Below are 13,876 nucleotides of genomic sequence, written 5' to 3'. Positions count from 1 at the left end.
TGCCTCCCGATGCGACTTTCGACCGGATACTACACCATGCCGCGGTCCGTCCATGCGCCGGGCTGCGCGCTCCCGATGGTCCAGCAGGCGGCTTGCGGCCGCCCCGCGATTGCAGCAGAAGAACGGGACAATCCGCAACGAGGCTTGGCTGAGTCGTGACCCTCGGGGACGTAGCGCTGTGGCAGTATCTGCTGGTGGCGGCCGTGTCGTTCTCGGCGGCCACCATAGGCGGCGTCACCGGCTACGGAACCGGCCTGCTGCTGCCGCCGGTGCTGCTGCCGATCGTCGGCCCGGAAGCCGTGGTGCCGATCATCAGCGTCTCGGCGCTGATGACCAACGGCAGCCGGCTGGCCGCGTTCCGCAAGGACTTCGACAGGCCCACGGCGCTTGCCGTCGGCGCCTTCGCCTTCCCCACCTGCATCGCCGGCGCCTGGGGCTACACGCTTCTGTCCGGCCCAGGCATCACGTTGCTCATCGGCACCGTGCTGATCGCGCTGGTGCCGCTGCGCCGCCTGCTCATGCGCACCCGCGGCCGCCTGCGCGGCACCGGCCTCGGCGCGGCCGGGCTCGGCTATGGCCTGCTCGCCGGCGGCACGTCGGGTTCGGGCGTCGTCCTCATCACCATCCTGCTCGCGTCCGGCCTGGGCGGCACGGCGGTCGTCGCCACCGACGCCGGCATCTCGATGACGCTAGGCCTCGCCAAGGCGCTGGTGTTCCAGTCGGCCGGCTTCCTGCCGGCGTCCTCGGTCGTGCTCGCCCTGCTCATCGGCGTCTGCGCGACCCCTGGCGCCTTCGTCGCCAGGCGGCTTACTTCGGGGCTGACCAATTCCGCCCACGTCGCCATACTTGATGCCGTCGTCGTTTGCGGCGGCCTGCTTCTGATCGTTCAGGGCCTGCGCGGCTGAACGGGCTCAGCTGTCCTGGCTGTTCCGTCCCGGCTGGCCGCGCAGCTCGAGATAGGCCACCAGCACCATCACGATCGTCGTCGCAGCACCTATCGCCAGCGGCGACATGAAGGTGGCAAGCGGCACCAGCGCCGCAAGGATCGCCAGGCCGACGATATGCGACAGCGGCGCGCGGCCGACAACGTAGCGCTTGAACAGCAGGTTGCCCGCCAGATAGAGCGCGGTGCCGCCAACGGACGTCCAGATCACCGCCGCATCGGCGTCGCCGAGCGGATGCGCCAAGATCAGCTCGTCCGATACGGCGACCACGATGATGCCGGCCACCAGGATCATCGGGATGTAGGTGTAGGCGCCACGCGCGATCTGGCCGGTGTCGGCGGCATGGGCGATCTTGTGATGCGCCAGTTCCTGGCCGACGTTGAAGTAGATCAGCCACATGGCGACCGATGCGAAGAAGGTGGTGAGGAAGGCGGCGAGGTTGACCCAGTTCAATTCGAGCTCGGCGAAGGTGACGCCCGAGACCAGGATCGATTCGCCGAGCGCGATGATGACGAACAGCGCGTTGCGCTCGGCCATGTGGCCGCCCTCGACGTCCCAGTCGGCGGTGGAGGAGGCGCCGTGCCACGGCGTCCAGAAGCCCAGCGCCGGCGACACCAGCTCGATCGCGAGTGCGGCGACCCAGATCATGAAGCGGTTTTCGGGCGCGGCCAGCCCGCCGGCGATCCAGAAGACGCCCGACAGCGCCAGCCAGAGGACGATGCGGACGAAATTCGTGTAGTTGGCCGGGTTGTGGTTCCTCAGTGCCCACATCATGAACAGCGTGCGGCCGATCTGCATGGCGACATAGGCGAGCGCGAACTGCAGGCCGCGCCCCTCGAACGCCTCCGGGATCGAGGTCGAGAGCATCAGCCCGGCCAGCATCAGCGCAAACAGCATGCCACGCACCGGCGCCTTCGCCGGGTCCAGCCAGTTGGTCACCCAGGCGGTGTAGTTCCACACCCACCACACGGCGATCAGCATCAGCAGGCTTTCGAGCGCGCCCTGGAAGCTGAGGTCCTTCAGCAGGAAACTCGAAAGCTGCGTCACCGCGAAGACGAAGACCAGGTCGAAGAACAGCTCGACGAATTCGACCCTGGCGCTTTCGCCGCTCCTGCGCCGGCGCTGGTAGTCGCGGCTTGCCCCGGTCAATGCCATGCGTGTCCCCCCTCATGTCTGGGGCCAGCATTCACGGCGGCGAGGCTTCGCGTCAAGCGGGCAAGATGCGGCTGCTGCCAGGCATGGTCGTCACCGCCGCTCGGGCAAGGCCCACGCGGCGACGCGCAAAGCTCAGAGATGCGGAGCGAGTCCTGCGGCGGTGTCCTTGCTGGTCGCCACCGGCACGATCTCGAAGCCGACGAGGTCGTGCCATTCGACGACCCAGCGCTGCACCAGCGTCACGTCGTCGGCTTCCACCAGCATGAAGCAGCGGCTCAGGTCGGCCGCGACCCAGCTGTGGTGGACGACGAAGCCCTCGGGCGCCAGCCGTCCCCGGTCGCGGAAGCGGCGGTAGATCGCCTTGGGGTCGCGTCCGCGATAATCCTCGATGACGATGAACTGCATCGTACGTCCTCCCTGTTCCGGGAAGCCTACCTTGCAGACTAGCCGGCTGTCCCTACTTCCCGTTCCGCTCCAGACGGTCGAGGAACCATTGCGTCAGCCGCGCCCAGACCTCGTCCTTCTCGCCGGAATCCTCGACGCCGTGGTCGAGGTTGGGATTGTCGTTGACCTCGATGACGAAGACCCCGTCCTTGGTCTCCTTGAGGTCGACGCCATAGAGCCCGTCGCCGATGCAGCGCGCGGCCTTCACGGCCGTCTCCACCACATGGGCCGGCGCGTGCTTGAGCGTGAAGGTCTTGATGCCGCCCTCGACCGGCTTGCCGCCGTGATCGTGGTTGACGATCTGCCAGTGCTTCTTGGCCATCAGGTAGTGGACGGCGAAGAGCGGCTGGCCGCCGAGCACGCCGATGCGCCAGTCATACTGCGTCGGCATGTATTTCTGGGCGATCAGGAGGTCGGAATCCTCCATCCACGCCGTCGCCAGCGCCTTCAGCTCGGCGAAGTCGTGGGCCTTCTTGACGCCGCGCGAGAACGAGCTGTCGGGGATCTTCAGCACCAGCGGAAAGCCCAGCGTGTCGGCCGCGACCTGCAGGTCGGCCGGGCTCGCGATCATCACGGTCGGCGGCACCGGCACGTTGTTGTAGGCCATCAGCTCGTTCAGATAGACCTTGTTGGTGCAGCGGATCATCGACAGCGGATCGTCGATGACCGGCATGCCCTCCTGCTGGGCGCGGCGCGCGAAGCGGTAGGTGTGGTTGGAGATCGACGTCGTCTCGCGGATGAACAGCGCGTCGTAGTTGGCGAGCTTGGCGAGGTCCTTCCTGGTGATCGGCTCGACCTCGACGCCCATCTTCTCGGCGACGCGGGCCCAGTGGCGCAGCGACGATATCGCCGACGGCGGCATCTGCTCGTGCGGGTCGATCAGGGTGGCGAAGGTGTAGCGCGAGGGCGTGCGCGCCTTGCCGTCGCGCCATTCGCGGCTGGTATAGGTGTCGAGGGCGGCGACGAAGCGCCGCTTGTCGGCCTCCTCCAGCCGCCCCAGCGCGGCAAAGCCGATCTTGTGGATCGAGGCCCATTCACCGTCCTTGATCGCCACCTCCAGCGCCGGCGCGCGGAACCAGTCGAACAGGAGCTTGGCGAAGCGGTCCCACGCCTTGGACGGACCGATGCCGAAGAAGACCGTCACCTTGGCGGGAAAGCTGCCGCCCAGGTCCTTGCGGCATTTGTTGAGCGCCAGCTCCAGCTCCGGCAGCGCGTTTTCGTAGAGCTTGCGCTCCGACAGGTCGATCATCGTCTCGACCGACGGGATCACCTTGTGGCCGCGCGAGCCGGCGAGCAGCGAGGCATAGTAGCCGCGGCTCTGGTAGGTGTAGCGGTTGGACAGGTTGATGATCTTCGGCCGCTGGCCGCGAAACAGCGACGGATGGGCGAGATAGTCGCGGTTGGTGATGATCTTGTGCGGCGTCGCGGCCTGGTCGAGGTCGCTTTGCCTGCCGGTGAGGATGACCCAGGTCATGTGCTGGAGGACTTTCCGAGGATGATGGCTGCGCGCAGGCCGTCGGCGCCGAACTGGGCCATGCGCATGAAGATGTCGTAGGGCACCGGGATGTTGGCGGCGTCGGCGGCCGTCTCGCGCTGTTCGTCCTCTATCCAGGGGTCGTGGATCAGGATGTGGCCGCCGTCGTCGCCGATGGCGAGCACCCAGTGCGGCACCTTCTTGCCGAACATCAGGAAGCCCGAGATCAGCACCAGGGCCAGCTTGCCTTCGGCCAGCCGGGCCCGGATGTCGTCGAGGCCGAACGGCCTGTAGGTGACGGGGATGGCGTATTTGTCGGCGCGGCCGCGGAAGTCCGCCTGCGCCAGCTCCATCACCCGCCGCTTCTCGGCGCTGCGCACCGATTGCAGGAACAGCGCGCCCGCGGCCGAGACGAAGATCTCCGTGCCGAGCCCCGCCTCATATGCTGCCACCGCCAGCCCGAAGGGCTCGCAGCCGCCCGGCCCCGACATCATGAAGATGGTGGTCGCCTCGCGCCACAGCCTGATCTCCATCACCGGGTCGGGCACGAAGCTCCGGTCGAAATTGGCCATCGCCATCATCAGGCAGCACGGCCCGCAGGTGAAGTCGCAGGTCTGGGCGTAGAACGGCACCTGGGTGGTGATCGGCACGTCGCCGCGCAGCGTCTTTTCGTAGCGCAGCGCCGCCATGCCGTCCTCGTAGTAGTCGGCCTCCACCCCGATCCTTCGGTAGCCGTTCTGCTCGTAGAGCCGGATTGCGCGCGCGTTGTCCTCGCGCACCTCGAGCCGCATCATCATGCGGCCGTGGTCGTAGGCGATGTGCTCGACCGATTCGAGCAGCAGGCGGCCGATGCCGCGGCCGCCGAAGTCGGGCGCGATGGCGAAGGAGTAGAGCCGCGCCACCCCGCTGCCCTTGCGGAACAGCACCATGGCGTATCCGGCCAGCCGCCCGTCGCATTCGGCGACGAGCGTCTCGGCGGTTTCGCGTTCGATCAGTTGGCGGAAGGAACGGCGCGAGATGCGGTCGCCGGGAAAGACCGCGTTCTCGATGGCGCAGAGCGCATCGACATCATCAGCGCGTGCCGTACGGATGTCGGCTGCCATGCGGACCTTGAGAACCTCGCTTGGGCGGGAAGATTGCCCCTGAAGGAAACGTCCCTGCGAAGCAGTCACGCGCCCGCATCGCTTGCGCAGTCACGCCTCGATTCGGGCCTTATTGTGACACGCCAACCGGGTCCCCGGCATTTGAATCTCATAGGAATCCAACGCTGGTTAATGGGCCGCGGGCGCGCTAGGTCCGGTTCATTCCGGCACCCGCCAGAAGCTGCTTGTAGGCGTCGCGGGCGACCTCGCTCAGCCGCTCCTGCGGCAGGTTGCCGACGATGGCACAGGCATAGCCCTGGTCGAGCCAGTAGACGGCGCGGGCGCCGCCGTCCTCGGGTCCGTAGGTTCCCTTCGCCTTGGCGCCGCCCTCTGCCGTGACGTAGACGGAAATGCGCTCGCCCTGGCCGTCCTCGTAGATCATCAGCGCCGCAGTGCCGTGCTTGGCCGGCAGGACGCGGCCGCCGACCAGCTTGAAGCCGCTGGTGGCGAGGTCGGGCGCGATCAGCTTCAGCCCGGTTCGCTTGGACAGCCAGCCCGTCAGGTAGTCGGGGTTCTCGCCGCTGACCTCGACCGGATGCGCCGCATCGGCGATGTAGGTGGCATGCGCGGCGAGCGCGTCCTCGGCCACCCGGTCGTCGTCATGGGGGCCGAAGCCCAGCTCGTTCGACCCGACCAGGTATCCGGCCAGACCGCCGGCCACGAGCAGCGCGGCCGCGGCCGCCATGCGCCACCACTGCGACGCCGGCCTGCGCATGGGCGCCTCGCCATCGACGGCAGCCGTCAGCCGCGCCGGCACCTTTTCGTCGAGCACGCTGGCAAACGCGCCGCGCAGCGCCGCCTGATCGGCGGCATAACGCTGGCTCCTGGCCTTCATATCCGGGTTGGCGTCGAGCCAGGCCTGGTAGGCGGCGCGTTCGTCCTCCGGCAGCTCGCCGTCGAGCGCCAGGTGGATGTCGCGTTCGGTGAAGGGTCGCGCGATCATCTGTCGACGATCCTTATCGTCCGGCGCCGCGCCTGGTCGTCCAGCAGCGCGCGCAGTTCCTCGCGCCCGCGGGCGATGCGCGACATCAGCGTGCCGGCCGGCACGCCGAGCATGGTCGCGGCCTCGGCATAGGAAAACCCTTCGATGGCGACCAGCACCAGTGCCGCGCGCCGGTCCGGGCTGATCGCCTGCAGCGCGTCGACGATCTCGCGCGAGGCCACGCTCTCGGCCTGGATGGCCGGCGTAGCCAGGGCTTCGCTGGCGTCGAGCGGCAGGATCGCCATCTCGCCGCGCCGGCTCACCTTGCGCATCTGGTCGATGAACAGATGATGCATGATCGTGAACAGCCACCTCCTGGGGCTTTCTCCGGTACGCCAGTTGTCCATGCGGACGAGCGCGCGTTCCAGGCTGTCCTGGACGAGATCGTCCGCCGCGTCGCGGTCGCGCAGAAGCGCGCGCGCATACCGGCGCAATCGGGGAATTTCCGCAAGTATCGCTGCCTTCTTTTCGTCCATCACCGCGGATCGCAAGCCCTTCACAGCACACCGATTGAACCCGCCTTGCCGGCGCAGCGCAAGCGGCTGGATAGAGGTGGCCCGCGTCCCCGGTCACCCAAGCATGCAACTAACGCCTGCAATGGCCGCGCTATTCCCGACGCATCAGATTTCTTGAAGCATTGGCCGAAACCAATTGATTATGCGGATCGGCGGCGATCAGCTAGAAACGTTCCCCTCACGGGAGATTTGACGATGACGGCAGCGGCGGTGAACACCAGGTCGGGGTCAAGCGTGCCCTGGCTCATCATCATCTGCGGCTGCCTGATCGCCGCCCTCACCTTCGGCCCGCGCTCGGCCATGGGCTTCTTCCAGTTGCCGATGCTTGCCGAAAAGGGCTGGGACCGCACCACCTTCGGCCTCGCCATGGCGATCCAGAACCTGTTCTGGGGCCTCGGCCAGCCGATCTTCGGCGCACTGGCCGACCGCTTCGGCAGCTGGCGGGTGCTGACGCTGGGCGCCGTGCTCTACGCGATCGGCCTGTATCTCATGGCCAACGCCGACAGCGCCTCGATGCTCTACATCAGCGGCGGCGTGCTGGTCGGCCTCGGCGTCGCCGCCGGCTCGTTCAGCATCGTGCTCGCGGCCTTCGCCCGCAACACCACGCCGCAGAACCGCAGCCTGGTCTTCGGCATCGGCACCGCCGCGGGCTCGGCCGGCATGTTCATCTTCGCCCCGATCAGCCAGGGCCTGATCGACGCCTATGGCTGGTCGGACACGCTGGTCTTCATGGCGATCGCCATGCTCGCCATCCCGGTGCTGGCGATCCCGCTGGTGGGCAATGCGCGCTCCGGAAAGGTTTCGGCGGCCGAGATCGACCAGACGCTCGCCCAGGCGCTGTCGGAGGCGTTCGCCCACAAGAGCTATCTCCTGCTCGTCTCCGGCTTCTTCGTCTGCGGCTTCCAGGTGGCGTTCATCACCGCCCACTTCCCGGCCTACATCCGCGACATCGGCATCGACGCCCGCTACGCGGTGATCGCGCTCGCGCTGATCGGCTTCTTCAACATCATCGGCTCGCTCGGCTCGGGCATCATCGGCCAGCGCTATTCGAAGCCGATCTTCCTCGCCTGGATCTATCTCGCCCGCTCGGCGCTGGTGACGGCCTTCCTGCTCCTGCCGCAGACGCCGACGAGCGTCATCGTCTTCGCCACCCTCATGGGCCTGTTGTGGCTGTCCACCGTGCCGCCGACCAACGGGCTGGTCGCCATCATGTTCGGCACCCGCCACCTCGGCATGCTCGCCGGCATCGTCTTCTTCTCCCACCAGATCGGCTCGTTCCTCGGCGTCTGGCTCGGCGGCTACCTCTACGACCGCTTCGGCACCTACGATCCGGTGTGGTGGCTGGGCGTGGCGCTCGGCCTGTTCGCCGCGGTCGTCCACTGGCCGATCAAGGAGCGCCCGGTCCACCGGCCTGCGGCGCTTGCCGCGGCGGAGTAGCAGGACGCTGGCCTGACGCCGTCAGGCCAGATCGGTCCGCGCGAAGTCGTCGCCCTTGTAGAGGAGCGGCGCGCCAAGCGCCTTGGCGCAGGCGTAGGCGAAGCAATCGCCGAAATTGAGGTCGGCGGGATGCCCAACCGCCTTGCCGTAGCGCATGCCGGCCTCGATCGCGATCGCACCGATCTCGCTCGAGATCGGCATTTCCCGGGCGCCGATCTCCGCCACGAAGTCGCCGACGACTGCGGCAGCATCCGCCACCAGGTCCGGCGTCGGCTTCCTGCCGCTGCCGCCGGTCGCGGCACGGGCAACCGACATCACGGCTTCGAAGCGGACCAGCGGCGAAACATGGCACTCGCTGCGCCGCCCGTTCAGCTGCTTGACCAGTTCCTCCCAGCCGGGCTCCTGGTTGAGAATGGCGACGATGACGGATGCGTCGACGAACATCAGTCGTCGCCCCACATCGAATCCGTGAACTTTTTCATGTCGAAGTCGCGGTTGGGCAGCCCCAGTTCCGCGGCTCGCGCCTGCAGCTTGGCGAGGCGTTCGCGCAGCGGCACCCTGGCGCGATGGCGCTGGAGTTCGTGCTGCAGCGCCGCCCGCACGGCTTCCGTCTTGCTTTGCGCTCCCGAGACGGCCTGCAATTCGGCCGCCAGGGCATCGACCTCATTGTCCCGAATGTAGAGCGGCATCTGCATATCCTTCCTGGATATACAGATATTCCATTCGGGATATACATGCAAGCGCGAGTGGTCGGCCGGCATGAAACGAAAGAGCCCCCGGGCGCGATTTCGCGTCCAGGGGCTCCAGTCAATGCCCGATCGGCCGCGGCGCCGGTCAGAACTTGTAGTTCACGCCCAGCTTGAGGGTGTGGCTGTCCAGGTCCTTGGCCCGGTTGCCGACGCCCGAGATGGTCGAGCGGACCTTGCCATAATCGACGTAGTTGTATTCGGCCTTGGCCGACAGCTTGTCGCCCAGCGCCTGCTCGACGCCGCCGCCCAAGAGGTAGCCGCCTTCCCAGTTGTCGCCGGACGTCACGTTGCGCTTGGCCTCGAACTTGGTGACGCCGTAGCCGGCGGTGCCATAGACCAGGGTGCGATCGAGGGCGACGCCGGCCCGGACCTTCGCCGCGGCATCCCAATTGCGCTCGAGCTGGGCGCCGTTGCCGATGTTGTAGGTGGCGCCGGTCGAATAGCTGCCTTCGACCTCACCGCCATAGACGACCATGCCCGACTGGAAGTTGATGCCGCCCTGGGCGCCGAGCTGCCAGCCGGTCTTGCCCGAGAACGGGTTGGGGAAGCCGTCCCTGGTGATGCCGACCTGGCCGCCGGCATAGGTGCCCGACCAGTCGTGGCCGGCCGACGATTCCTGCGGATTGTCGTAGTTCGAGGCCACGTCCGCCGCCGTTGCGACGGCCGGAACGGTTAGGGGCGCTAGGCCAGCGAAGAGAACGAAAAACAGATTTCGCGTGGACATGAGTATTGCTCCGACATTGCTCGAGGCTGCGCGGCATCGGGCTTCGCAGCTCCATCGGCGGGACGTCGGCAAGGCGGCAAGGGGGAGGATCCGCCGGCCGGGGCCCGCACGCCAGTTCATTGGCGCGGCCGGACCTTGGCCCCGATCCATTGCCGAAACATTGCGCCGGATCGCTAAAAAGCGATATCCTGCGGCAAAGTTTCGGTAAGCTTAACAGATGGTTACCGGGCTCTCTTGGAGTAGCCTTACCGCGCGCTCCGGGTCAGGAGCCGCTGGTAGAAAAGGCCGATGCCGATGAGCACGGCGCCCAGCCCGATGAACGACAGCGCCCGCAGCACGCCCTCCAGCTCTGACATGTCGAAGAGGAACACCTTGGCCACGGCCACCGAGATGAGGGCCGCCGAGGCGATGCGCAGCACCTGCGAGCTCAGCCTCACGCCGGCGACCAGCAGGGCGACGCCCATGGCGAGCCAGAGCGCCGAATAGGAATAGGTCTCCCACTGCCCGAGCCCGGCCCACAGGCCGATATATTCGCCCTGGAACAGCCGGCGCACCGAAAGCGTCGCATAGGCGAAGGCGAGAAGTGCGGCGACCAGCGCCAGCATCGCCGAATACCATTGCGGCCGCTTGCCCCTGGCGTAGTAGGCGAGCCCCGCCGCCGCCACCGCCGGCAGCAGATAGGCAAGGAACAGGAGGTTGAAGAACGGAATGCCTCCCGTCCGCTCGTCGGTGAACAGCGGGTTCAGCACCAGGAAATGCTGGGCGACGACGAACAGCACCGACAGCACGCCGATCGCCAGCGAGCCGTAGCGCAGCACCGGGCTCGGCGAGCGCATGTCGAGCGCCGTCAGTATGCCGCCGCCGCCGATCGCGATCAGCGTGTAGATCGCCTGCTCGGCGAGCGTCGGCGTGCCGGCATAGATGACGCCGCCATTCATCGCGTGGCGCACCAGCATCGCCACCGTAAGCAGCGAGAACAGTGCGGCCACCGCCTCCATGACCAGCCGCGGCCTGCCGTCGGTGGTGCGCGCCAGCTGCCAGGCAGCGAAGCCGAAGCCGATCGCGGGAATGCCGTAGCCGGGCAGCAGCCAGTTGAACACCGGCGTGGTGCCGAGCACATCCGCGCCGACGATGGAGGGGTCGAAGGCGACGCGCGCCAGCACCACGGCCGCGGCGCCGACGCTCAGCCAGCCCAGCACCGGATAGCTGCGCTGCCGCGTCGCCAGCGCCGGCAGTGCGGCGGCCGCACCCGAGAGCACCGTGGTCCACCCGGAGCCGAAGCCCATGTGCAGGGCGAGCACCAGGGCGACGCCGGCGCCGCCGAGCGCGAAGGAGACGGCGGGGCCGCCCGCGAGCGGCGGCTCCTCCGCCCGCGCCAGCCACTCGCCGCCGGCGGCGAAGGCCACGACGAGCACTGCCGCGATCACGGCGCGCAACAGGTCGCGGTCCGGGTTGCCATAGGCGAACCAGAGCGAGAACAGCACCACCAGCGGCACCGCCACGCCCCATCCCATCCACGCGGCCGCCCGCCACGGCGTGGCGACCAGGAGCCGCCGCGCATTCCAAAGGCCCAGGCCGGCGAAGACCAGCCCGAGGCCCCAGCCGATGCGGGTGAGCTCAGCGCCCGACAGCTCGATCGGCAGGCCCTCGAAGGTCAGCCCGCCCACCGGCAGGTCGAGCTCGAGCGTGCCGCCCGACGCATTGCGCAGATAGACGAGCACGGTCGCCGCGCCGGCCGCGAAGAGCAGCGCCAGCGCGCCGGGCCGGTAGGCCGCCACCGCCAGCAGGCCGAGCAGAAGGGCAGCTCCCCTGAGCGGCCCGCCGAGCCCGGCATAGGTCGGGTGGACGAACAGCACCAGCGCGGTGATCGCCAGGAAGAACGCCGGCACGATCGACGGCCAGTCCAGCTCCTGCGGATCCTCGCCGCGTCCCAGCCAGACGAAGGCGAGCGTGGCGAGCGTCGCGGCGCTGATGAACAGGATGACGGTGAAGTCGGCCAGCGGCGCGTCGGCGAGGTAGAGCAGCGTCCACAGCCCGGTGCCGACGAAGGCCGCCCCCATCAGCAGCGTCCAGCGCCTGATCCGCGCCACGGCCGCCGTGGCCGCAAGCACGATGGCGAGATAGCCGAACAGCGCCCAGATGTTGGGCGCCGTCGACGAGATCAGCGCCGGCGTCACCATGGCGCCGAGCAGGCCGAGCCCGGCCAGCGCCTGGCCGTGCGCGAGGGCTGCGGCGATCGTCGCCACGCCGATGATGCCCATCAGCACGAAGGCCGGCCCCGCGCCGATGAAGCCGTAGAGCCCATGCGCGGCATAGACCGTACCGAACAGCGCGAACGCCCCCGCCGCCGTCAGGATCGCGGGGATGTAGGCGCTGCCGCCGCCCTCGACCGGCACCCGATAGCCGGTGCGGCGGATGAATTCGCCACCGCCGACCAGAACCAGGCCGAGGAGTGCCGCGAGCGTCAGCCGCGCGCCGGGGCCGAACAGCCCGGATTCAATCGAGTAGCGGATCAGGAAGACCGCGCCGAAGGCCAGCGCCAGCCCGCCGACCCAGACCGCCCAGCGCGTGCCGAGCGCGGTCTCGATATCGGGCCGTTCGCGCGCCGGCGCCGGCTCCGCGCCGCTCCACGGTCCGGCCTGCGTGGTCTCCGCTGCAGCCGCGGCAGCGACCGGAAGCTCTTCGGCCTTTGCCGGCTGGGCCTCCGCGGCGGCCTGTTCGGCCCCCGGCAGGGTCGCGGGTGTCGCTTCCGCCGGCACCTTCTCCAGCACCTCGGGCGCAGGCGGTTCGCCGACGGTCTCCGCCGATGCCTCGGCAGGCTTCGTGACCGCCGCCGGCGCCACGCCCGAAAGCACGAGACCGCGCAGCGCGCGCAGCTCGCGTTCGAGCAGGTTGAGCCGCGACTGCTGCTTCGAGGCGATGACGATCAGCGCGACGATGGCAATGACGCCCAGAAGGCTTTCGAACATGGCCAGCTCCCCCTCAGATTTGGCCCTTGGATGATCACCGCGCCGCGAGATTGGCGACGGGAAAGATCGAGCATGTTTCGGTCCCGAAAGCGAGCAGCTTGCCGCTGCCGTCCTTCAGGCTGGCTTCGGCGACGGCGAGCGTCCTGCCCTTGTGAATCACCCTGCCCTCGCAGACCACCTCGCCCGTATTTGGGGTGATCGGTCGCGTCAGGTTCACCTTGAACTCCGCCGTCGTATAGGCCTCGCCCTTGGCGAGCGTGCTGTGCACGGCGCAGCCGAGCGCCGAATCGAGCAGCGTCGCGGCCCAGCCGCCATGCACCGTGCCGAGCGGATTGAGATGATGCGCGCCAGGCAGCCCGCGAAACACCGCCCGCCCCTCCTCCACGCCCGTCAGCGTGAAGTTCAAGAGGCCCGCGATCGGCGGCGCCGGATAGTGCCCGTCGGCCACACGCTGCAGCAGCTCCAGCCCCGAATGGAGATGGACGTCGTCGTGCGGGATCGTGCCCAGGCCCAGCTTCGAGACATGGCCGGGAAACAGCTCGACTTCGCTCATGCGGCAGTGCCTCCATGCGAGATCGCCCGGGCGGCGTAGAACTTGCGCAATGCCGCAAGTAGGCCGCCCCGCGCCTCGGGCGCATCGAGGCCGCGCGGCTCGTAGACGTGGCGGGCAAAGAAGAAGCTCGTCAGCCGGAACGCATCCTCGATCGCGGCAAGGTCCGCGCCCTCGCGCGCGCCGCGCCGCAGGAAGGCGGGCAGCGGCAACAGCTTGTCGCGCCACGGCCCGGCCGCCGCGCGCGATACGGCGCGGCCGGATTTCGGTGACACGTAGTCGAGCTCCTCGCGGCTGCCGGTCGCCGCGCATTCGCCGAGATCGAGGCCGAAGCCCAGCTCCTCCAGCACCAGCAGCTCGAAGCGCACCACCAGTTCGCCGACGCCGTCGGCCTCGCCGAGATTGTCGATCATGATCGCCAGCGTCTCGTAGAGCCCGACATGCGGGTCGCGCTCCGGCAGGAGCCTGAGATGCGCGGCAAGCGTCTGCAAGGCGTAGACGGCGACGGCGCTGTCGATCAGCCGCGCCGCATTGAGCTCGATCGGCTCGGCCTGGAAGGTGCCCAGATGCTCGTCGAGCCGCGCCCGCCAGACCAGGTCGACGCGGTTGCCGGCCTGCAGCACCGGCTGCTGCTTGCGCGAGCGGCCGCCGCGGACCAGGCCGAGATGGCGGCCATGGGCACGCGTCATCACCTCGAGCACGGCCGAGGTCTCGCCGTGCCGTCTCGTGCCGAGGATGATTCCTTCGTCGCGCCACTCCATGGCCGGACCATCAGCCGGTTGGGCCGCGAA

Annotated in this window: 14 protein-coding genes; 2 read left to right on the top strand and 12 right to left on the bottom strand. The window is 68.4% G+C overall.

The annotated features are described in order from the left end of the window. Positions 1-155 precede the first annotated feature (155 nt). A complete protein-coding gene (locus tag AmiPiv_RS02755) occupies positions 156-905 on the top strand; it encodes a TSUP family transporter (RefSeq protein ID WP_340035709.1) in 750 nt (249 codons plus the stop codon). A gap of 6 nt (positions 906-911) precedes the next feature. Here AmiPiv_RS02755 and AmiPiv_RS02750 read toward each other — a convergent pair whose 3' ends face one another. The 6 genes from AmiPiv_RS02750 to AmiPiv_RS02725 all read right to left on the bottom strand — a co-directional run bounded on the left by AmiPiv_RS02750 (position 912) and on the right by AmiPiv_RS02725 (position 6,617). Next, positions 912-2,099, bottom strand: a complete 1,188-nt coding sequence (locus AmiPiv_RS02750; RefSeq protein WP_340035708.1) for a low temperature requirement protein A — start codon at positions 2,097-2,099, stop codon at positions 912-914. 132 nt (positions 2,100-2,231) lie between these two features. Further along, on the bottom strand, positions 2,232-2,504 hold the full coding sequence (locus tag AmiPiv_RS02745; RefSeq protein ID WP_340035707.1) for a DUF3303 domain-containing protein: 273 nt from the start codon (positions 2,502-2,504) through the stop codon (positions 2,232-2,234). 52 nt (positions 2,505-2,556) lie between these two features. Beyond that, complete coding sequence (locus AmiPiv_RS02740; RefSeq protein WP_340035706.1) at positions 2,557-4,017, bottom strand: RimK family protein; 1,461 nt, start codon at positions 4,015-4,017, stop codon at positions 2,557-2,559. Next, positions 4,014-5,120, bottom strand: a complete 1,107-nt coding sequence (locus AmiPiv_RS02735; protein ID WP_340035705.1) for a peptidase C39 family protein — start codon at positions 5,118-5,120, stop codon at positions 4,014-4,016. Before AmiPiv_RS02735 ends, AmiPiv_RS02740 begins: the two co-directional genes overlap by 4 nt. A 187-nt stretch (positions 5,121-5,307) precedes the next feature. Then, on the bottom strand, positions 5,308-6,102 hold the full coding sequence (locus tag AmiPiv_RS02730; protein WP_340035704.1) for an anti-sigma factor family protein: 795 nt from the start codon (positions 6,100-6,102) through the stop codon (positions 5,308-5,310). Further along, the gene (locus tag AmiPiv_RS02725; RefSeq protein ID WP_340035703.1) at positions 6,099-6,617 is read right to left on the bottom strand and encodes a sigma-70 family RNA polymerase sigma factor; all 519 of its coding nucleotides are present in this window, start codon (positions 6,615-6,617) and stop codon (positions 6,099-6,101) included. The genes AmiPiv_RS02730 and AmiPiv_RS02725 overlap by 4 nt, the downstream gene beginning before the upstream one ends. A gap of 234 nt (positions 6,618-6,851) precedes the next feature. Between AmiPiv_RS02725 and AmiPiv_RS02720 the strand changes: the two genes are divergently transcribed. Continuing rightward, on the top strand, positions 6,852-8,093 hold the full coding sequence (locus tag AmiPiv_RS02720; RefSeq protein ID WP_445206883.1) for an MFS transporter: 1,242 nt from the start codon (positions 6,852-6,854) through the stop codon (positions 8,091-8,093). A 21-nt stretch (positions 8,094-8,114) separates the two neighbouring features. On the opposite strand, the gene AmiPiv_RS02715 is transcribed toward AmiPiv_RS02720, so the two are convergent. The 6 genes from AmiPiv_RS02715 to recO form a co-directional block, all read right to left on the bottom strand. Further along, positions 8,115-8,537 carry a type II toxin-antitoxin system VapC family toxin gene (locus tag AmiPiv_RS02715; RefSeq protein WP_340035701.1) on the bottom strand — a complete coding sequence of 141 codons (423 nt, stop codon included), beginning with the start codon at positions 8,535-8,537 and terminating at the stop codon, positions 8,115-8,117. Beyond that, complete coding sequence (locus AmiPiv_RS02710; protein ID WP_340035700.1) at positions 8,537-8,782, bottom strand: type II toxin-antitoxin system VapB family antitoxin; 246 nt, start codon at positions 8,780-8,782, stop codon at positions 8,537-8,539. Before AmiPiv_RS02710 ends, AmiPiv_RS02715 begins: the two co-directional genes overlap by 1 nt. Positions 8,783-8,927: 145 nt before the next feature. Then, complete coding sequence (locus AmiPiv_RS02705; RefSeq protein ID WP_340035699.1) at positions 8,928-9,485, bottom strand: outer membrane protein; 558 nt, start codon at positions 9,483-9,485, stop codon at positions 8,928-8,930. A gap of 326 nt (positions 9,486-9,811) precedes the next feature. Further along, positions 9,812-12,535, bottom strand: a complete 2,724-nt coding sequence (locus AmiPiv_RS02700; RefSeq protein ID WP_340035698.1) for a DUF2339 domain-containing protein — start codon at positions 12,533-12,535, stop codon at positions 9,812-9,814. 34 nt (positions 12,536-12,569) lie between these two features. Beyond that, a complete protein-coding gene (locus tag AmiPiv_RS02695; protein ID WP_340035697.1) occupies positions 12,570-13,088 on the bottom strand; it encodes a PaaI family thioesterase in 519 nt (172 codons plus the stop codon). Beyond that, entirely contained in the window at positions 13,085-13,846 is a 762-nt protein-coding gene (gene recO / locus AmiPiv_RS02690) for a DNA repair protein RecO (protein WP_340035696.1), read from the bottom strand. The genes AmiPiv_RS02695 and recO overlap by 4 nt, the downstream gene beginning before the upstream one ends. Between the last annotated feature and the right edge of the window lie 30 nt (positions 13,847-13,876).

The sequence above is a fragment of the Aminobacter sp. Piv2-1 genome (assembly GCF_037625995.1).
In the GTDB taxonomy this organism is placed as follows: Bacteria; Pseudomonadota; Alphaproteobacteria; order Rhizobiales; family Rhizobiaceae; genus Aminobacter.
Note: the sequence above shows the minus strand (reverse complement) of the source record. Positions and strands in the feature narration are given on the sequence as shown.

Bases quoted from the DNA above. Each gene is read 5' to 3' on its own strand.
- AmiPiv_RS02750 (WP_340035708.1), bottom strand. From the start codon at position 2,099: ATGGCATTGACCGGGGCAAGCCGCGACTACCAGCGCCGGCGCAGGAGC.
- AmiPiv_RS02745 (WP_340035707.1), bottom strand. From the start codon at position 2,504: ATGCAGTTCATCGTCATCGAGGATTATCGCGGACGCGACCCCAAGGCG.
- AmiPiv_RS02740 (WP_340035706.1), bottom strand. From the start codon at position 4,017: ATGACCTGGGTCATCCTCACCGGCAGGCAAAGCGACCTCGACCAGGCC.
- AmiPiv_RS02735 (WP_340035705.1), bottom strand. From the start codon at position 5,120: ATGGCAGCCGACATCCGTACGGCACGCGCTGATGATGTCGATGCGCTC.
- AmiPiv_RS02730 (WP_340035704.1), bottom strand. From the start codon at position 6,102: ATGATCGCGCGACCCTTCACCGAACGCGACATCCACCTGGCGCTCGAC.
- AmiPiv_RS02725 (WP_340035703.1), bottom strand. From the start codon at position 6,617: ATGGACGAAAAGAAGGCAGCGATACTTGCGGAAATTCCCCGATTGCGC.
- AmiPiv_RS02720 (WP_445206883.1), top strand. From the start codon at position 6,852: ATGACGGCAGCGGCGGTGAACACCAGGTCGGGGTCAAGCGTGCCCTGG.
- AmiPiv_RS02715 (WP_340035701.1), bottom strand. From the start codon at position 8,537: ATGTTCGTCGACGCATCCGTCATCGTCGCCATTCTCAACCAGGAGCCC.
- AmiPiv_RS02710 (WP_340035700.1), bottom strand. From the start codon at position 8,782: ATGCCGCTCTACATTCGGGACAATGAGGTCGATGCCCTGGCGGCCGAA.
- AmiPiv_RS02700 (WP_340035698.1), bottom strand. From the start codon at position 12,535: ATGTTCGAAAGCCTTCTGGGCGTCATTGCCATCGTCGCGCTGATCGTC.
- AmiPiv_RS02695 (WP_340035697.1), bottom strand. From the start codon at position 13,088: ATGAGCGAAGTCGAGCTGTTTCCCGGCCATGTCTCGAAGCTGGGCCTG.
- recO (WP_340035696.1), bottom strand. From the start codon at position 13,846: ATGGAGTGGCGCGACGAAGGAATCATCCTCGGCACGAGACGGCACGGC.